The organism is Flavobacterium sp. FlaQc-48 (assembly GCF_044007335.1).
Classification (GTDB): domain Bacteria; phylum Bacteroidota; class Bacteroidia; order Flavobacteriales; family Flavobacteriaceae; genus Flavobacterium.
Genome location: NZ_JBIPCR010000004.1, coordinates 179778 through 197837, shown reverse-complemented (window position 1 = coordinate 197837; position 18060 = coordinate 179778). Strand labels below are relative to the sequence as shown.

Genomic DNA, 18060 nt, shown 5'->3' with positions numbered 1-18060 from the left:
TAATCTGTAAAATGATTTCAACATTACATTAAAAAAATGTAAATTCGCACACTATGAAAATACAAGATATTCAAGCGATACAATTGTTACTCGCAAGCCCAAAGAAAATCGCCATAATTCCGCATAGAGGTCCTGACGGCGATGCTATGGGTTCAACCTTAGGTTTATACCACTTTTTAATAAAAAACAATCACCAGGCAACTGTAATTGCCCCAAATGACTTTCCTGATTTTTTAGCCTGGTTACCCGGTTCTGAAACAGTAAAAATATTCGAAAAAGACACTGAAAATTGTACCAGAATATTAGAAGAAGCCGAGATAATTTTCACACTCGACTTTAATGCTTTTCATCGTACAGGTGAAATGGAACATACTTTAGCCCGACTAACAGCTCCATTTATCATGATCGATCATCATCAAAAACCTGATGATTATGCTGTCTACACGTATTCTGACACCGCATTTGGTTCTACTTGTGAAATGATTTACAATTTTATTTCTTTCTTAGGAAAAAAAGAAGATTTAGACAAAACCATTGCTACCTGCATTTACACAGGAATTTTGACTGATTCAGGTTCTTTCCGTTTTCCGGGGACTACAGGAAACACACACAGGATCATTGCCGAACTGATTGATCTGGGAGTTGAAAATACTGAAATTCCGGTTTTATTATTTGACAACAGTTCTTACAGTCGTTTGCAATTATTGGGTCGTGCTTTACAAAACATGAAAGTGTTCGAAGAGCATAAAACATCCTATACAACACTTACCCAGAGCGAACTGGATTCCTTTAATTATGTAAAAGGGGATACTGAAGGAATCGTTAATTACGGATTAAGCATAAAAGGTATTGTTTTTACGGCTATTTTTATCGAAAATAAAGACGAGAAAATCATCAAGATTTCATTCCGTTCGCAAGGCGGATTTGATGTCAATCAATTTGCAAGGGATCATTTTAATGGCGGTGGACATAGCAACGCAGCCGGCGGAAGATCTGATGTTTCGATGGAAGAAACAATCAAAAAATTTGAAAATTTAGTACAAAAACTAAAAATATAACCCCATATGAATTACTTAAAACAAAGCATTTACATCCTGCTTTTTGCTGTTTTACTGGTCAGCTGCAAGCATCATGAAGAAGCCAGAAGACCCATCTCACAGGCTTCGGGTACTTTCATGAAAAAGTCAGTCGACCGCAATAAAAAACTTATCGGTAATGAAGAAGATGTTATTAAGAAAATAATCAAAAACAATCCAAAAATAAAGTATTACGCCACCAGAAAAGGATACTGGCTGTATTACGACGAACAAAACCATACCGATACTGCGACACCTAAAAAAGGAGATATTGCCTATTTCAATTTAGAAGTAAAAGACATCGAAGGCAAAATTATCTATTCTGAAGCTGATCTTGGCCCGCAAACCTATTATGTAGACAAACAAGACATCATGATGGGATTACGTGACGGTATTAAAATGATGCATAAAAATGAGACTGTCACTTTCTTGTTTCCATCTCATATCGCCTACGGATATCATGGAGACAACAAAAAAATAGGAACAAATGAATCTTTAATCTGCACTGTTACACTTCGTAATTTTGTACCGGATCCTGCTGCTCAGCCCGCCACTGTTGTTGGGCAAACACCCAAAAAAGCAGTTCCAAAAACAGTGGTTCCTGTTTCAACTAAAAAAGATACAATAAACCCATAAAAACAACAATTTGAAAATGAAAAAAAGTATTTTATTATTACTATTGGCCGTTAGCTCATTATATTCCTGTAAAGATGAACACAGTAATTTACCTGATGGGTTATATGCAGATATCGAAACCAACAAAGGCCATATTATTGTTGAACTGGATTATAAAAAGGCACCTGTTACGGTAGCCAATTTTGTAACTTTGGCCGAGGGTAAAAGTGAATTTGTAACAAAAGATTACTTAAAAAACAAACCTTTTTATAACGGATTAAGATTTCACAGAGTTATTGAAGATTTTATGATTCAAACCGGGGATCCTGAAGGAACTGGTTCCGGAGATGCAGGATATAGGTTTAAAGATGAAATCACAGATTTAAAATTTGACAAAGCCGGTGTTTTGGCAATGGCAAACAATGGCCCGGGAACAAACAGCAGCCAGTTTTTCATTACACATGTGGAGACTCCATGGCTAGACGGAAAACATACTATTTTTGGTCATGTTGTAGATAAAGGCCAGGAAGTGGTTAACCAAATAAAACAAGACGATAAGATTGTTTCTGTTACCATTATCAGAAACGGTGAAGCTGCTAAAAAGTTTGACGCCGTAAAAGTTTTTCACGATTATTTCTCTGAAATTGCAAAAGAAAAAAGCAAATCTGCCGGAGTTCAAAAAGAAAAGGTAGATTACTTTGCCTCTGTTCGACCAAAAGCTACTAAAACAAGTTCAGGATTAGAATATATAATTACTGAAAAAGGAACTGGTAAAAAACCGGCTACGGGAACTCAATTATACATTCATTATTCCGGTTTCTTAGAAGACGGAACTTTATTTGACTCCAGCGTAGAAGAAGTTAATAAAGCTTTCGGAAAGTTCGATGCAGCAAGAGCAGAACAACACGGATATCAGCCAATTCCATTTCAGGCAGGTCGTAAAGACGGTATGATCCCGGGATTTATCGAAGGAATTGAGCAGCTTTCATTTGGAGATAAAGCGATTCTTTTTATCCCATCACACTTAGCTTACGGAGCAACTGGTGCCGGAGGAGTAATTCCGCCAAATGCGAACATTATCTTCGAAATTCAATTATTAGAAAAACCACAATAATACATTTTAAAGTTTAACACAGACTTAAATTCGGAATACCATGAAGTTGAAATTTCTATTTTTATTTTGCCTGGCAGTAGTAAATATTCAGGCTCAGACTACTAAAAAACCTGTTGCAAAGGCAAAACCTAAAGCAGCAGCAACGACGACGAAAGCAGCACCTAAAACAGATCCTAATGACGGGATTTTCGCAACGATTTCTACAACAAAAGGCGATATTGTTGTATCCCTTGAATATGTAAAAACTCCGGTTACTGTTGCTAACTTTATTTCGCTGGCAGAAGGTACTAATCCTAATGTAAAAGTGGAAAGACTTAAAGGAAAGCCATTTTATGACGGATTAAAATTTCACAGAGTGATCAATGATTTTATGATTCAGGGTGGAGATCCGGACGGAAATGGTTCAGGAGGCCCAGGATATTCATTTAAAGATGAATTTACAGAAGAATTAAAATTCGAAAAAGGCGGTGTTTTAGCGATGGCTAACTCTGGTCCCGCTACAAACGGAAGTCAGTTCTTCATCACCCATAAAGATACTCCGTGGTTAAACGGAAAGCATACTATTTTTGGTCACGTAGTTTCAGGAATGGACAATGTAAACAAAATTGTTCAGGATGATATCATGACAAAAATTACGATTACCCGCAAAGGTGATGCAGCCAAAAAATTTAATGCTGTGAAAGTTTTAGCTGATGATGCTAAAAAAGAAGAAGCTAAAAAAGGGGAATCCCAAAAAGTAATTACGCAAAAAGCGGCTTATTTTGCTGCTACAAAAGCCAAAGCAACTACAACTGCATCCGGGTTAAAATATGTTATAACCAAAAAAGGAACGGGAATTAAAGGTGCTGAAGGATCCAGTATTTATTTTCATTATGCAGGTTATTTTGAAGATGGGAATCTTTTTGACAGCAGCATGTCCAGTGTAGCAAAAGCTTATGGCAAATACGATGCAAACCGTGACGCTCAAAAAGGATATCAGGCATTTCCGTTTACTGTTGGCAAAAAAGACGGAATGATTCCTGGTTTTATCGAAGCTTTAGATATGATGACAGATGGAGAAAAAGCAATATTCTTTCTTCCTTCAAGTTTAGCTTATGGAGAAAAAGGCGCCGGAGGAGTTATTCCGCCAAATGCAACATTGATTTTTGAAATTGAAACCTATCAGAATCAACCCGTAAAATAATTTAAACTTTTCTGTTTACCTACTTAAAATGAGCCATCAGGATATTTTCTGATGGCTTTTTTATTTCGCTTCATTCTGTGATATCTGTAATTTTAAAACTTTAAAAAAGGGTAAAAACAAATTAATACCAACGTTTATACAGATTTTCTATTAAATCCTAAACAAAATAACTTACCTTTGCCGGCTTTAATTTTTCAAAACAAACAAATTAAGATGTCACAAAACAACGTATTAAAAGGAGTATTTTTAGTAGCAATTGGAGCTACAACTTATGGAATGTTAGCCACTTTTGTAAAAATGGCCTATTCTGAAGGATATACAACTGCCGAAGTAACCACATCTCAATTTATATTAGGAATTATTGGTATTCTAATAATCAATGCTTTCCAGAAAATAAAACACAAAAACAATGTGGTAAAAGCAACTCCAAAAAACATTTTCAGCCTGATGCTTGCCGGTACTTCATTAGGGATGACCAGTTTATTTTACTATTTAGCCGTAAAATATATTCCTGTTTCTATTGGTATTGTTTTATTGATGCAAACTGTCTGGATGGGGGTTTTACTGGAGATGATCTTAGAAAAAAAATTACCTTCAAAACAAAAAGTATTTGCTGTAATTATTGTACTTATAGGAACTGTTTTAGCTACTAATATCATTCACAATGATATAAAACTGGACTGGCGTGGTCTTGTTTGGGGAATTTTAGCCGCAGCTTCTTTTACTACCACTATGTTTACGGCAAATCGCGTTGCTACTGAAATTTCTTCTGCCCAACGTAGTTTATATATGTTATTAGGCGGAGCTATAATTGTATTTTCATTTGCATTTGTAACGCAGGTAACGCCCTTTAATTTTGAAATTTTCATGAAATGGGGTATTATCCTTGCTTTATTTGGTACTATAATCCCACCTATGCTTATGACTGCGGGTTTCCCTTTAACCGGAATTGGTTTAGGAAGTATTGTTTCTGCACTCGAACTTCCTGTTTCGGTTATGATGGCTTATGTACTCTTAAATGAAAAAGTGATTTTTACGCAATGGGTTGGAATTGTTTTAATCATTCTGGCCATAATTATTATGAATGTAAATTTCAAGCGCAAAAATTAACATATTTTGAGTACGGTCAAAAAAAAGCCCATTAAAACCGTGTAATTGTTAATTTTTTTATAAATTCGTGTTAAACAATTATCTATCATGAATTTACCCTGGCATTTATATTTAATGGCTGTGCTTTATATTATTGCCGGATTAAATCATTTTTGGAACCCCGGAATGTATATCAGGATCATTCCTCCCTATTTCTCCAATCCCAAATTACTAAATACCCTAAGCGGAGCTGCCGAAATTATTCTGGGCATTCTGCTCCTGTTTCCTGCTACAAGCCATTTTGCTGCGTGGGGAATTATAGCCTTATTAATTGCTGTATTTCCTTCAAATATCTTCATGTATCAAAAGAAAAAAGGTCCTTTTTCTTTATTGAAATTTATTTTATTAATACGTTTGCCCTTACAAATCGTATTGATTTTCTGGGCGTACTTATATACCCGTTAATAATCAAACTATTAATTAAAATTATTTTATTATGAAAAAATTATTTGCAGAATTTTTCGGAACATTCTGGTTGGTTTTTGGTGGTTGCGGAAGCGCCATTTTTGCTGCCGGATATCCTGGTTTAGGAATTGGTTTTGCCGGTGTTGCCCTGGCATTTGGTCTGACTGTATTAACAATGGCATATGCTGTTGGCCATATTTCAGGAGGGCATTTTAATCCTGCCGTTTCACTTGGCTTATGGGCTGGCGGAAGATTTCCTGCCAAAGATCTTGTACCTTATATCATTTCACAATGTATTGGTGCCCTTGCCGCTGCAGGAACATTATTTATCATCTGGTCCGGTAAAGCAGGAACTGCAATTGATAATACTAAAGCCGGGGCCTTTGCCTCAAATGGCTACGGGGCATTCTCCCCTGATGGTTATTCGCTTCAATCTGCTTTTATAGCTGAATTTGTACTGACTTTCTTTTTTCTAATCATAATCTTAGGCGCGTCAGACAAATGTGCAAATACAAATTTTTGTGGTATTGCTATTGGTTTAGGGCTCACCTTAATTCACTTAATCAGTATTCCTATTACTAATACTTCTGTGAATCCTGCAAGATCTTTATCGCAGGCTATTTTTGCGGGAGGAGAACCTTTATCACAAGTTTGGTTGTTTTGGGTCGCTCCGATATTAGGAGCTGTTTTGGCCGGATTTATTTATAAGACACTATTACAAAAAACGGAAGAAGTTTAACTAAAATCTTACTAATCAATAAAACTTAAAATTATGGCATTCTTGTATTTCTTACTTATAGGGGCAATTTCCGGCTGGCTGGCAGGTCAAATCTGGAAAGGTGCTGGTTTTGGGCTTCTGGGCAATATTATCGTTGGTATTGTGGGCGGCATCATTGGTGGCTGGATTGCCGGTAATCTGGGTATTGGCGGTGGCGGGCTTGTATGGCAAATTTTAATTGCTGTTGGAGGAGCCTGGGTATTGCTTTTTATCATCAGCCTGATCAAATCATAAAATTTTTCATCTTATAAATCCATCAAAAGAGAAAATCAAATATAGTAATATTCGGTTTTCTCTTTTTTTTTAAAGCTAATAGTTCTGATTGATCTTTTTATAGAACACGCAAAATTTTACTCATATGAATGATATAATAGCGTATTTCAGTATAATTCCCTCTACACACAGAAGTTTAATTCTGGTTGGAGGAATTACTATTTTCTGGCTCATCGAAAATACTTTTCCGTTCTTTCGCATGTCATACAAAAAATGGCATCATGCCGGAATTAATTTCTTTCTGACGTTTACAACAATTATCGTCAATTTTGTTTTGGCTTTTATCTTAATTAAAACCGCGAACTGGACAACCGAAAATCATTTTGGCCTCTTACAATGGCTTCCCGAATTGCCTATTTGGGTATATACTATCGTTGGATTGCTTTTGTTGGACTTAATTGGTGCTTATCTGGCACACTATGTTCAGCATAAAATTAAATTTTTGTGGCGTTTTCATATCGTTCATCATACAGATACCTGGATTGACACCACCACTGCAAACCGACATCATCCGGGAGAAAGTATTATTCGGTTTCTATTTACGACTCTTGGCGTTTTAATTGCAGGCAGTCCTATGTGGATGGTATTTTTATATCAGAGCCTGTCTGTTATTTTTTCACAGTTTAATCATGCCAATATTTCTTTACCGGATAAATTAGATCACTTCCTGAGTTATTTCATCATTTCCCCTAATATGCATAAAGTACATCATCATTATGTTTTACCTTATACAGATAGCAATTATGGAAATATTTTTTCGGTCTGGGACCGGCTTTTTGGCACTTTTACCACCTTATCAAAAGAAAAAATTGTTTATGGCGTAGACACACATATGGCCGCTGAAGAAAACAATCAATTGAAAAATCTGCTGCAAATTCCGTTTCAAAAATCAAGATCCATAAAAAACAGTTAAAATCATTAAAAAAAATATCCTTCATCGAACCAAGTAATTATTTTTTTTATTAATATTGATACTTAAATTGAAAATCAATCTATTAATCATTAACCCCTATTTTGAATTAATTTTCACGTGATGAAAAAGAGTAACCGCAAAGAATTGAATTGGGAGCAAACCGAAAAACTTGTTTCGCTGGCCTTAGAAGAAAAAAATCCATTTGAGATCATTAAAAAAGAATTTGGATTGGCAGAAAAAGAAGTTCTGGAGATCATGAAGAAGAAGATGCCACTTGAAAAATTTGAGATGTGGAAAAAGAAGGCAATTGCAAATAAACCAAAACCAAAACCCGTTAAAATAGATGATTTTGATGAAGATTTGGATGGTAAATATTATATAAAAAATAAACTAGACTAGACAGAACTCCTGAAATTCAGGAGTTTTTTTTATATTTTTTAACTTAATGTAACTTTTTTACATTTTGTAAGTCAAATAGCAATACTTAAACTCAAACAAATGAAGAAAATACTTTACACCTTAGCTCTCGCAGTAACTCTTTGGAGTTGTAAAACAGGAAGTTCATCAGGTGCTGCAAAAAGCAATGTTGTAGATGTTACCATTAATCTTGTTGATGTAAAAGACGATAAGGTTTTAGTAACCGTTACTCCTCCACAAATAAAAACAGACGAAATTGTTTACAGTATCCCTAAAACAGTTCCGGGAACTTATTCTACAGATAATTACGGTAAGTATTCAGACGGTTTTAAAGCTTTTGATGCTAAAGGAAATGAGTTAACGGTAAAAAGAATTGACGACAATTCATGGTCTATTTCGAACGCAAAAACATTAAAAAAGATTACGTATTTAGTTGGCGATACTTTTGATACTGAAAAAGGAACCGGATTTGGTAACGACGATGTATTTTCTCCGGCCGGAACCAATATCAATGCAGGAATCAATTTTTTGGTTAATACGCATGGTTTTGTAGGTTATTTCCAGGATAAATTAGATATTCCATACAAAGTTACGATTACACACCCTGAAACCCTTTGGGGCGCGACTTCGATGACAGATCAGGATGCAAGCAATACAAGTGACGTTTTTACCACTTCCCGTTATGCTGTTTTGGTCGAAAATCCAATCATGTATTCTAAACCTGATTATACTACGTTTAATGTAAACGGAATGGATATTTTGATTGCAGTGTATTCTCCAACCGGAAAATTTACTGCTGAAAGTATCACACCGGAAATGAAAACTATCATGACGGCGCAAAAAAACTTTTTAGGCAAAGTAAACGCGACAAAAAAATACACTGTCATATTGTATTTATCAAGCATGGCTAAAGATGATGCCCATGGTTTTGGAGCTTTAGAACATCCCACAGCAACAACAGTTGTTTTACCGGAATCTATGCCAAAAGATAAATTGGTAGAATCGATGAAAGATGTGGTTTCACACGAATTTTTTCATATTGTAACTCCGTTAACCGTTCACTCAAAAGAAATTCAGTTTTTTGACTATAATGCACCTAAAATGTCTGAACATTTATGGATGTATGAAGGTGTAACAGAATATTTTGCAAACTTGTTCCAGATCAATCAGGGTTTAATTAATGAAAATGAATTTTACACCCGTATAGCAGATAAAATCGAAGAAGCAAAAGGCTTAAACGATACCATGTCGTTTACGGTAATGAGCAAAAATGTATTAGAGCAGCCTTATAAAGACCAATACCTAAATGTATACCAAAAAGGGGCTTTAATTGGAATGTGTATTGACATTATCATCAGGGAGAAAAGCAATGGAGAAAGAGGAATCCTGGATCTGATGCATAAATTATCTAATGAGTATGGCGTTGAAAAACCATTTAACGATAGCGAGCTTTTTGCTAAAATAACTCAATTGACCTATCCTGAAGTTGGGGAATTCCTAAATAAATATGTTGCCGGAACAACTCCAATTCCTTACGATTTTTATTTGGCAAAAGTTGGTGTGGGTAAAGCATCTGAAAAAGTTCCGGGATCAATTTTCATCAAAGGACAAAATCCATATATTGGGGTTGATAAAACGACTAAAGTAATCAGCGTTCGTCCTGAAATTGACCTGAATGTATTTTTCACCCATTTAAACCTTAAAGCCAGCGATCAAATCCTTGCAGTAAACAATAAAACGTATAATCTGGATAATATCTATGATTTAATTACAGAAAGCGAAAACTGGAAAGAAAATGATCCAATTACAATTAAAATAAAACGTGCCGGTACTGAACAAACTATTAAAGGAACTGTAAAAGTACCCTTTGAAGAAAAAGAAACGTTTAAAGTTACAGATCCTTCAAAAGAGAAACTTAGAAATGCATGGCTAAAAGGGTAATTTCTTTTTAGCATTATCAAAAAAACCGACAATTACTTGTCGGTTTTTTTGTTTTTTATCCTGAGCGAAAAGGGATCGCACCAGAAACCTTAGTGAGAATTTTGACACAATCTTTGCCGATTCGCTGGTCTGATCCTTCCTTCGTCAGGATGACAAGATTGTGGTTCTTTTTTTCGTGAAAAAACTTTATAAAGTTCTTAGCAGCTGTTTTTACTTCTTAACCGGAAATTTCCAGTCAAACTCATCTTTATCATTGATAATCGCCCCAACTTCAAACTTCACTACTTCATCAAATTCTGTCTGAAGAATGAACCAATTGTCTTCATTGAAATAATTTTCGAAAGTATCAAAAGTTTCCTGGGTGTATTTTGTAATTCCTTTAGTTGCTAAATCTTTCTTTACATCAGCAATTTTTCTTCCGATTAACTTATATCCAAAAACTTCCAAATCATTGCCTGAAGCCACTAGATAACCTAATTTCAAATCTTCTTCCTGATAAAATGTCAATCTGATTTTTTGTGCGTTGTATACAAAAATCACATTATCATCTTCGTCTTTGTAATTTTTATCAGGTTTTCCTAAAGCAGCTGTTACATCGTTTTGCTTCATTCCAAAAAGCAATTTATCAATTCCAGATTTTAGATTTATTTTCATAATGTGTATCGTTTTTATTTGAGCTGCAAATTTCGTGAAGTTTTTTGCAAACTCCATTACAATTCTATTTTTATTATTTTTTCGCCACAACTCGACCGAAGGGAACAGGCAAAGCAATTGCACTAGTTTTATGTAATCCTGTTGGGTCTGACTGAGTGACTGAGATAGAGAAACCTGACAGGTTTTAAAAACCTGTCAGGTTAGACTTTCTATAATTTAATAATTCTTTTTATTTGGTTTAGCACTCATATAGAAAGTAATCTTTCCGCCATTCATAATATCTGCATGTTTTAAGAAAGGTTTAGCTAATTGTTTTCCGTTCAAAAGTACTTTATTTACAAAGACATTTTTATCCGATTGATTTACTGTTTCTACTTCGAAACTTTTTCCGTTTTCTAAGTTAAAAACTCCTTTTTTCACCAATGGGCTTCCCAGTGCATATTCATCAGAACCGGGCGCAACCGGATAAAATCCTAAACTGCTAAAAATATACCAGGCACTCATTTGTCCAAAGTCGTCATTTCCGCCTAAACCATCGGCACCATTTCGGTACATTTTTTTCAGGATCATTCTAATCTTATCCTGCGCTTTCCAGGGTGAATTGGTCCAGTCGTATAAATAAACTACGTGATGTGAAGGTTCATTTCCGTGCACATAATTTCCGATGATTCCGTCTCTGGTAATATCTTCTGTATTTTCAAAATACTTATCCGGTAAGTGCATGCTGAATAAGGAATCTAATCGCACGTTAAATTTGTCGTTCCCGCCCATCATTTGAATCATATCGGCAGGATCTTGCGGAACGTATAAACTATAATTCCATGAATTTCCTTCAATGAACCCTTGTCCGTGTGTGTCAAGAGGATCAAACTCTTTCTTGAAAGTTCCGTCGTTTAATTTAGGACGCATAAAACCTGTTTTTGCGTCGTAAACGTTTTTATAATTTTTAGATCTTTCGATGAATTCATTATAAACAGCTGTTTTTCCTAATTTCTGTGCTGCCTGGGCAATTGCCCAATCGTCATAAGCATATTCTAAGGTTTTAGAAACCGAAGAACCGTTTTTGTCTTCCGGAACATAACCCATTTTCATATAATATTCCAATCCGTCATAATAAGGTACTTTTGCTGTGTTCACGCAAGCCTGAAGTGCTTTTTCAGGGTCAAAACTGGTATTGCCTTTTACAATCGCATCAGCAATTACGGCAACAGAATGATACCCGATCATACACCAGTTTTCATTGGCATAATGCGACCAGATTGGCAGCATTTTATGCACACTCTGATCTGAATGTGCCAGCATGGAACTGATCATATCAGCATTGCGTTTAGGCTGAACTAAATTAAATAACGGATGTAAAGCCCTATATGTATCCCATAATGAGTAACTGGTATAATTTGTAAAATTCTCCGCTTTATGAACATTCATATCAAGGCCTTTGTAGTTTCCGTCTAAATCCATGTATTCTGTTGGCCCTAAAAAGGCGTGATACATGGCGGTATAAAAGTTTACCAGATCTTCTTTCTGAACGGTTTCTACCTGAATTTTATTCAACTCATCATTCCAAATTTCCTGGCTTTGTTTTTTAACCTTTTCGAAATCCCAGCCCGGAACTTCTTTTTTCATATTTTCTAATGCTCCGGCAGAACTTACTGGAGACAACGCCATTTTTATTTTGATTTTTTCACCTTCTTCAGTATTAAAATCAAAGAACAATTTTAAGTTTTGACCTGCCATTTCAGGAAAGTTTTTGGTTTGATCAAATCTGCCCCAAAAACCTCTGTAAACACTTTTTTCTGCTGCTGCCTGACCATAGCTTTTAATGGGTTTGCTAAAAGACATCGCAAAATAAACCGTTCTGGTTCTCCCCCAGCCGTTTGTCTGGCGATATCCTGTAATTAAGGTATCGTTTTCTACGCGAACAAAGGTCCAGACATTCTTTTTATCATAATTGTAAATTCCGGACGTCAAATCTAAAATAATGTGTGCTTCATCAGACTTTGGAAATGTGTATTGATGCATTCCTACTCTTGTTGTTGCAGTAAGTTCGGCTTTGATTTTATGATCTTCAAGAAGTACGCTGTAATATGCCGGCTCTGCTTTTTCAGTCGAATGAGAAAATGCTGATCTGTAGCCCGATAATGGTTTTGATGCTGTTCCTGGATTCAATTGCAATTTTCCGGTTGTAGGCATAATCAAAAAATCGCCTAAATCAGAATGTCCCGTTCCGCTAAAATGAGTGTGACTGAAACCTACAATGGTTTTGTCTTCGTACTGATATCCTGCACAGTATTTATAAACGTCTCCATTGTATTTTCCGTTTAAACCGTAAGCAATTGTATCGGTTTCCGGGCTTAACTGTACGCTTCCAAACGGAACCGTTGCACCCGGATAAGTATGCCCCATTTTTGCCGTACCAATCATAGGATCGACGTACTGAATCAGGTTTCGTTTTTCAATTGCTTTTTTCTGTGCTTTAATTTCATTGGCAAAACCAAACGCTAAAATGGATAACCCAAAGAGAAAACCTTTGCTATTTACAATATTCATCAGCTATTTTTTAATTATTATTTTTATGTCGATAGTAAAATCAATGTCTTACTAAAACGATTTAATACCATTTTCAGGTTAGAAAATTACAATAAAATATGCTTTTTTAAAAATATAGGCTAAAAAGGTTTTGAATATCTTTGAAGTATCTAAAAATACAATTCAAACATGAAAAATTATATTTTATTTCTGGTACTTTCTTTCTCATCATTTGGTTTTTCGCAAAAAGTCGAAAGTTACAGGCTAACCAAAGAAGAAATAAAAGAACAGGAACTAGACCAGGTTTCAGATTTTCCTGTTTACAAAGCTTTTACTTGTGCCGATAAAAGTGGTGTATATAATTTACTTTTATGCGAAAACCAAAAAACCATTTCAAAAAAAGACACTTTAAACACCAAAATTCAGGCGATTTGTACTATGGCTGATCATGGTGGTTTTCTTGAAAAATGGAGAATTAATGATTTATTAGAAAGCACTGAGCCAAAAGAAACCAATATCTGGTTCTGGACAAAATATTGCACCACCAAAGATCTTGATGGTGACGGATACATTGACCCGGTAATTGTTTACGGAACCAGAAATGAGAATGATGAAATACGACGCGTGAAAATTATCACGGTTTATAAAAACAAAAAATATGCAATTCGGGCTGTAGAATGCGACTTAGATGTTTGCAGAAGTTTTAAGAAAGATGCAAACTGGAATTTGTTACCTCAAAAAATAAAAACTTATGTTGATCATTTAGTTGTAAAGCTAAGAAAGGAACAAAATCTTTTATTGAAGGATGGATAGGTAAATTAAATCCCAAATACTAAAATCTAAATCCCAAATTGTAAACTATAACTTTTGCTTTAGGTTTTCTTTTACTTCGTCAAACCATTCGTTTCTTAAGATACTTAAAACAATAGAATCACGGCGTACTTCTTGATTTGCGGTTGGCATATGGCTGCGTAATACGCCTTCGACTTTGCAGCCAATGCTTTTCATGGCGGCAATACTTCGTTCGTTATTATTATCGGCACGAAATTCTACGCGCTCCATTCCGAGGGTTTCAAAGGCAAATTGCAGTAATAAAAATTTACAATGTTTGTTGAGTCCGGTTCCCCTAAAAGCTGAACCGTACCAGGTAAATCCTAATTGAAGCGTTTTAAACTCCAGATTCATATCGTAAAAACGCGTTGAACCGGCATATTTTTGAGATTTTTTATCGAACACTATAAACGGGAATTCTCTTTTATCCTCACGGTTTTTTATGGCCGATTGGATGTATTTGATCAGGTTTTCTTTTCCGTCTGCACCAACCAAAGAATATTTCCAGGTTTCTGGTTCGCTGATCGAAATTTCCAATAAATTATCAACGTCTGATTCTTGTAAAGGACGTAATAAAACCAGGTTGTCTTCTAAAATTATATGGTCTGAGAAACTGAAATTTGGTGTTGTCATAAGCTGCTTTTTTGTGATGCTCTGTGTGAATCTTTACGTGAATTTGTGTAAAAACTATTTCACAGAGATGCGCGAAGTTTTACACAGAGATTCACAAAGGTATAAAAGAGAAAAAATTATTCACTCATTTCGTCATATCGTTCGGGCACTTGCGGATCGTACAACGGACATTTGAATTCTTCCATCAGCTCAACCAATTTGTTCATGGTTTTGCCTTCGGTTCCATAGCAGTCGATTTTTACACTTTGTGGCGTTGTAATTACCTGAAAAGCGCCTTTTCCTGAAGTATTTTGCCAGCTGTTTTCATCTACTTTTTCCCATTGCGAGAATACCGAAGCGATTCGGTTCATGATGACCTCAACCGGAAGTGTTTCAAGACCTTCAACTGTTTCTTTCTCTGTAAGAGCTTCGTAAACTTCGTGGTGGTTTAGGTAAACTTCTTCTAAATATCTCCAAAAAAGTAATTCGTACATAGCCTGGTGTTTTTTAGCCCCGATAGTAGTGAAAATCCTTTTGTGCCGGGGTTCGGCACAAAAGATTGTAACGGATAGCGGGATTAGCTCCTAAAAAAGCTAATTATTAATAAAAAAGGTTCTGTTGTACACTCCGGTATAAAAAACCTTTGTCACTCAGAACCTTTGAACCTTTGTAACTCAAAAAATATTAATATTCGAATGTTCCGTATTCGCTGGTGATCGTTAGTTTCTTAGCATCTGCCGCTTCTACCCTGCCTACGATTTGTGCATCGACATTGAACGATTTTGAAATTGCAATAATATCCTGTGCAATGTTTTCGGGAACATAGATTTCCATACGGTGACCACAATTGAAAACCTGATACATCTCTTTCCAATCGGTTTTTGATTGTTCCTGAATTAACCTGAACAATGGCGGAACCGGAAATAAATTGTCTTTTATAATGTGTAAATTCTGAACGAAATGTAAAATTTTAGTCTGCGCTCCTCCACTACAATGCACCATTCCGTGAATATCCTCTGGTGTGTAGGTATCTAGAATTTTCTTGATAATTGGGGCGTAAGTCCTGGTTGGAGAAAGTACCAGCTGACCGGCGTTTATTGGGCTGTTTTCAACCTCATCTGTTAAGTTTACCTGACCTGAATAAATTAATTCTTCGGGCACGGCAGCATCAAAGCTCTCCGGGTATTTTTTAGCTAAATATTTTCCGAAAACGTCGTGACGTGCAGAGGTTAAACCGTTGCTTCCCATTCCGCCGTTATAACTTTTTTCGTAGGTTGCCTGACCAAAAGAGGTCAAACCAACAATTACGTCACCAGCCTTAATATTCGCATTATCGACCACATCGCTGCGTTTCATACGGGCGGTTACGGTAGAATCTACAATAATGGTGCGAACTACATCTCCCACATCGGCAGTTTCCCCGCCTGTTGAATGAATGGTTACTCCAAATGATTTTAATTCGTTGATTAATTCTTCGGTTCCGTTGATGATTGCCGAAATAACCTCAGCAGGAATTAAGTTTTTATTTCTTCCAATGGTTGAAGACAGTAAAATATTATCGGTTGCCCCAACACATAATAAATCGTCGATATTCATGATTAAAGCATCCTGAGCAATTCCTTTCCAAACGGAAACATCTCCTGTTTCTTTCCAGTACATATAGGCCAATGATGATTTTGTACCGGCACCATCTGCATGCATAATCAGGCAATATTCCGGATCCTGTGTTAAATAATCAGGAACTATTTTACAAAATGCCTGAGGAAATAAACCCTTATCGATGTTTTTTATGGCGTTGTGTACGTCTTCTTTTGATGCCGAAACACCTCTTTGTGCGTACCTTTTGCTTGAATCTGAACTCATGAAACTTAGTTTGTGTTGATGTGGTGCAAAGATAATCCCTTTTTTTAATTCTTGGGGATATACGATTTAAAATTAGAATATTTGATTCACAAAAAAAATTCGGCAGGTTTTACAGCACTGCCGAATTTTCCGGGTAATATTGGTTTTAAATTTTGGTCTTTAAAAGTTATTCCCAATCCGGCATTGCTGTTCCTGAGAACAAGAGTGTTCTGGAATTGGTAACGCTAATGGTTGTTTTTACAATATTTTTTACTGAAATGCCATCATTGGAGGTATTCGTAAAAATAAGTTCTGATTCGTTTGGAGAATATCTAACGTCGAAATCATTTGTTCCCAGTGTTTTTTCTGTTATGATTTGGGTTGATGTTCCTGTTGCAAAATTGTATTCGAAAATGCGGGAATCAAGTTGTCTGTAATTTAAATTTTCAAAACCTGAAACATCTCTGGTATAGACTAGTTTTTGTCCTGTTACCGAAAAATGCAATCCGCCGGCTGCTCCCGTTTGTCCTGAAAGGATTGTTGCGGTTACAACCCCTGAAATATTGATGACATAGATTTCTACATTATATCCGTTTGCGTCATTTACTTTTAAGGCAATTTGTAACCCGTCTGCACTCCAGTCACATTCTGATATGAATTTACCATTTGGTGTTTGGAATATTTTGGTTAAACCGCTTCCGTCACTGCTGATTTTATATAGTTTGTCAAAATTTGGATAAATCAATTCACTTCCTGAGGCATTCCAGGAATAGTCTATATAATCGGAGTTAAAACCGGCAATAGGTACAGAACTGGTTATTCTTTTTATTCCGGTTCCATCAAAATTCATAGTATATATATCATTTTGAGAGCCGTTTGTTCCTATAAAAGCAATTTTTTTCGCCTGATTGCTTCTTCTAGGACGCCAATAATTTTTGTCTGAACTGGTTAATTGGTATTGCTTTCCTGCATCATCGGCAGTAAAAATAGCATTGTTTCCATTTACCGTTTTGACGAATAAGTATCTCGTAGTTGGAAAAGCCAATGTTGTAAAGGCACTTACCGCACTTAAAACCGGTGTGTTGATACCATCTGTTGCCTCAACCTGCCAATAGTATTTTGCCCCGTATATTAAATCTGTTAAGGTTAGCTTTTTGTCTTTTATGGCGTCATAGGTTTTTACGTCGCTATTGCTATCGTTTCTAAGGGTTATTTTAAAAGTCAGCGCATCATTATCCGGATCTGTATCGGTCCAGGTTAAATCTAATGAAACAGCCTGGCCTGTACTATTGTCTACCGGACTTACCAATACCGGAACTGTTGGCGGTTTATTATTGGCTGTTGCTGTTTTGAGCTCAAAAACAATTTCTGAGGTGTTGTTTGCAGTAACGGTTATGGCTTCAAATTTTGCAACAAAGCCATCTTTTTGAGCCTGAAAGGAGTATTCTCCAGTCTTTACATTCGAAACTGTAAATTTACCATCTGCATCTGTAAACACGGTACTTGAAGTTGGACTGGAAAGTATCTTGACATTTTCGACAGGCACAAAAGTATCTGCATTGACTACTCTTCCGGTAACGGTACCATATTCGGAGTCTCCTATTTTTTCTTCGCTACATGAAACCAAAAACAATAAAAAAAGTACGCTTGTTATGTTGTATATATACTTCATTATTAATTTGTTTTTAAATTTAAACTTTGTCGTTGTATTTTAAAATATGCTGTTTT

General features: G+C 35.8%; 18 protein-coding genes. 12 read left to right on the top strand and 6 right to left on the bottom strand.

All coding sequences use genetic code 11. The features are described 5' to 3' along the window. The first annotated feature begins 53 nt into the window (after positions 1–53). The 11 genes from ACHRWY_RS08375 to ACHRWY_RS08325 all read left to right on the top strand — a co-directional run bounded on the left by ACHRWY_RS08375 (position 54) and on the right by ACHRWY_RS08325 (position 9864). Positions 54–1058 (top strand): bifunctional oligoribonuclease/PAP phosphatase NrnA, encoded by a 1005-nt coding sequence (locus tag ACHRWY_RS08375; RefSeq protein WP_395353806.1) that lies wholly within the window; start codon positions 54–56, stop codon positions 1056–1058. Between the two features lie 6 nt (positions 1059–1064). After that, on the top strand, positions 1065–1712 hold the full coding sequence (gldI, locus tag ACHRWY_RS08370; RefSeq protein ID WP_395353805.1) for a gliding motility-associated peptidyl-prolyl isomerase GldI: 648 nt from the start codon (positions 1065–1067) through the stop codon (positions 1710–1712). 16 nt (positions 1713–1728) lie between these two features. Then, positions 1729–2805 (top strand): peptidylprolyl isomerase, encoded by a 1077-nt coding sequence (locus ACHRWY_RS08365; protein ID WP_395353804.1) that lies wholly within the window; start codon positions 1729–1731, stop codon positions 2803–2805. A gap of 40 nt (positions 2806–2845) precedes the next feature. After that, positions 2846–3988: a peptidylprolyl isomerase gene (locus tag ACHRWY_RS08360; RefSeq protein WP_395353803.1), complete on the top strand. Its 1143-nt coding sequence runs from the start codon at positions 2846–2848 to the stop codon at positions 3986–3988. 213 nt (positions 3989–4201) lie between these two features. Beyond that, positions 4202–5098, top strand: coding sequence for an EamA family transporter (locus ACHRWY_RS08355; RefSeq protein ID WP_395353802.1), 897 nt, complete (start codon positions 4202–4204; stop codon positions 5096–5098). An 87-nt stretch (positions 5099–5185) separates the two neighbouring features. Next, on the top strand, positions 5186–5542 hold the full coding sequence (locus ACHRWY_RS08350) for a MauE/DoxX family redox-associated membrane protein (protein ID WP_395353801.1): 357 nt from the start codon (positions 5186–5188) through the stop codon (positions 5540–5542). Positions 5543–5573: 31 nt separating this feature from the next. Continuing rightward, positions 5574–6281 carry an aquaporin Z gene (aqpZ, locus tag ACHRWY_RS08345; protein WP_395353800.1) on the top strand — a complete coding sequence of 236 codons (708 nt, stop codon included), beginning with the start codon at positions 5574–5576 and terminating at the stop codon, positions 6279–6281. A gap of 33 nt (positions 6282–6314) precedes the next feature. Continuing rightward, entirely contained in the window at positions 6315–6554 is a 240-nt protein-coding gene (locus ACHRWY_RS08340; protein ID WP_395353799.1) for a GlsB/YeaQ/YmgE family stress response membrane protein, read from the top strand. Positions 6555–6678: 124 nt separating this feature from the next. After that, positions 6679–7506 (top strand): sterol desaturase family protein, encoded by an 828-nt coding sequence (locus tag ACHRWY_RS08335; RefSeq protein WP_395353798.1) that lies wholly within the window; start codon positions 6679–6681, stop codon positions 7504–7506. Positions 7507–7626: 120 nt separating this feature from the next. Then, positions 7627–7905, top strand: a complete 279-nt coding sequence (locus tag ACHRWY_RS08330) for a DUF2805 domain-containing protein (protein ID WP_055098339.1) — start codon at positions 7627–7629, stop codon at positions 7903–7905. A gap of 99 nt (positions 7906–8004) precedes the next feature. Then, positions 8005–9864, top strand: coding sequence for a peptidase M61 (locus ACHRWY_RS08325; protein WP_395353797.1), 1860 nt, complete (start codon positions 8005–8007; stop codon positions 9862–9864). Positions 9865–10074: 210 nt separating this feature from the next. On the opposite strand, the gene ACHRWY_RS08320 is transcribed toward ACHRWY_RS08325, so the two are convergent. Together ACHRWY_RS08320 and ACHRWY_RS08315 are read right to left on the bottom strand one after the other, a co-directional pair. Continuing rightward, the gene (locus ACHRWY_RS08320) at positions 10075–10518 is read right to left on the bottom strand and encodes a hypothetical protein (RefSeq protein WP_395353796.1); all 444 of its coding nucleotides are present in this window, start codon (positions 10516–10518) and stop codon (positions 10075–10077) included. 216 nt (positions 10519–10734) lie between these two features. Continuing rightward, positions 10735–13068 (bottom strand): GH92 family glycosyl hydrolase, encoded by a 2334-nt coding sequence (locus ACHRWY_RS08315; protein ID WP_395353795.1) that lies wholly within the window; start codon positions 13066–13068, stop codon positions 10735–10737. A 168-nt stretch (positions 13069–13236) separates the two neighbouring features. On the opposite strand from ACHRWY_RS08315, the gene ACHRWY_RS08310 reads away from it, so the two are divergent. After that, positions 13237–13860, top strand: coding sequence for a M949_RS01915 family surface polysaccharide biosynthesis protein (locus ACHRWY_RS08310; protein WP_395353794.1), 624 nt, complete (start codon positions 13237–13239; stop codon positions 13858–13860). A 45-nt stretch (positions 13861–13905) separates the two neighbouring features. Here the strand turns inward: ACHRWY_RS08310 and ACHRWY_RS08305 are convergent, their stop codons facing one another. The 4 genes from ACHRWY_RS08305 to ACHRWY_RS08290 form a co-directional block, all read right to left on the bottom strand. Next, positions 13906–14511, bottom strand: coding sequence for a GNAT family N-acetyltransferase (locus ACHRWY_RS08305; RefSeq protein ID WP_395353793.1), 606 nt, complete (start codon positions 14509–14511; stop codon positions 13906–13908). A gap of 116 nt (positions 14512–14627) precedes the next feature. Then, a complete protein-coding gene (locus tag ACHRWY_RS08300) occupies positions 14628–14984 on the bottom strand; it encodes a hypothetical protein (protein ID WP_395353792.1) in 357 nt (118 codons plus the stop codon). 190 nt (positions 14985–15174) lie between these two features. Continuing rightward, positions 15175–16353 carry an AIR synthase related protein gene (locus tag ACHRWY_RS08295; RefSeq protein WP_395353791.1) on the bottom strand — a complete coding sequence of 393 codons (1179 nt, stop codon included), beginning with the start codon at positions 16351–16353 and terminating at the stop codon, positions 15175–15177. Positions 16354–16519: 166 nt separating this feature from the next. Next, positions 16520–18004, bottom strand: a complete 1485-nt coding sequence (locus ACHRWY_RS08290; protein WP_395353790.1) for a carboxypeptidase regulatory-like domain-containing protein — start codon at positions 18002–18004, stop codon at positions 16520–16522. Between the last annotated feature and the right edge of the window lie 56 nt (positions 18005–18060).

Excerpts from the sequence above, each read along its gene's own strand:
- ACHRWY_RS08375 (WP_395353806.1), top strand. The coding sequence starts at position 54 with ATGAAAATACAAGATATTCAAGCGATACAATTGTTACTCGCAAGCCCA.
- gldI (WP_395353805.1), top strand. The coding sequence starts at position 1,065 with ATGAATTACTTAAAACAAAGCATTTACATCCTGCTTTTTGCTGTTTTA.
- ACHRWY_RS08365 (WP_395353804.1), top strand. The coding sequence starts at position 1,729 with ATGAAAAAAAGTATTTTATTATTACTATTGGCCGTTAGCTCATTATAT.
- ACHRWY_RS08360 (WP_395353803.1), top strand. The coding sequence starts at position 2,846 with ATGAAGTTGAAATTTCTATTTTTATTTTGCCTGGCAGTAGTAAATATT.
- ACHRWY_RS08355 (WP_395353802.1), top strand. The coding sequence starts at position 4,202 with ATGTCACAAAACAACGTATTAAAAGGAGTATTTTTAGTAGCAATTGGA.
- ACHRWY_RS08350 (WP_395353801.1), top strand. The coding sequence starts at position 5,186 with ATGAATTTACCCTGGCATTTATATTTAATGGCTGTGCTTTATATTATT.
- aqpZ (WP_395353800.1), top strand. The coding sequence starts at position 5,574 with ATGAAAAAATTATTTGCAGAATTTTTCGGAACATTCTGGTTGGTTTTT.
- ACHRWY_RS08340 (WP_395353799.1), top strand. The coding sequence starts at position 6,315 with ATGGCATTCTTGTATTTCTTACTTATAGGGGCAATTTCCGGCTGGCTG.
- ACHRWY_RS08335 (WP_395353798.1), top strand. The coding sequence starts at position 6,679 with ATGAATGATATAATAGCGTATTTCAGTATAATTCCCTCTACACACAGA.
- ACHRWY_RS08330 (WP_055098339.1), top strand. The coding sequence starts at position 7,627 with ATGAAAAAGAGTAACCGCAAAGAATTGAATTGGGAGCAAACCGAAAAA.
- ACHRWY_RS08325 (WP_395353797.1), top strand. The coding sequence starts at position 8,005 with ATGAAGAAAATACTTTACACCTTAGCTCTCGCAGTAACTCTTTGGAGT.
- ACHRWY_RS08320 (WP_395353796.1), bottom strand. The coding sequence starts at position 10,518 with ATGAAAATAAATCTAAAATCTGGAATTGATAAATTGCTTTTTGGAATG.
- ACHRWY_RS08315 (WP_395353795.1), bottom strand. The coding sequence starts at position 13,068 with ATGAATATTGTAAATAGCAAAGGTTTTCTCTTTGGGTTATCCATTTTA.
- ACHRWY_RS08310 (WP_395353794.1), top strand. The coding sequence starts at position 13,237 with ATGAAAAATTATATTTTATTTCTGGTACTTTCTTTCTCATCATTTGGT.
- ACHRWY_RS08305 (WP_395353793.1), bottom strand. The coding sequence starts at position 14,511 with ATGACAACACCAAATTTCAGTTTCTCAGACCATATAATTTTAGAAGAC.
- ACHRWY_RS08300 (WP_395353792.1), bottom strand. The coding sequence starts at position 14,984 with ATGTACGAATTACTTTTTTGGAGATATTTAGAAGAAGTTTACCTAAAC.
- ACHRWY_RS08295 (WP_395353791.1), bottom strand. The coding sequence starts at position 16,353 with ATGAGTTCAGATTCAAGCAAAAGGTACGCACAAAGAGGTGTTTCGGCA.
- ACHRWY_RS08290 (WP_395353790.1), bottom strand. The coding sequence starts at position 18,004 with ATGAAGTATATATACAACATAACAAGCGTACTTTTTTTATTGTTTTTG.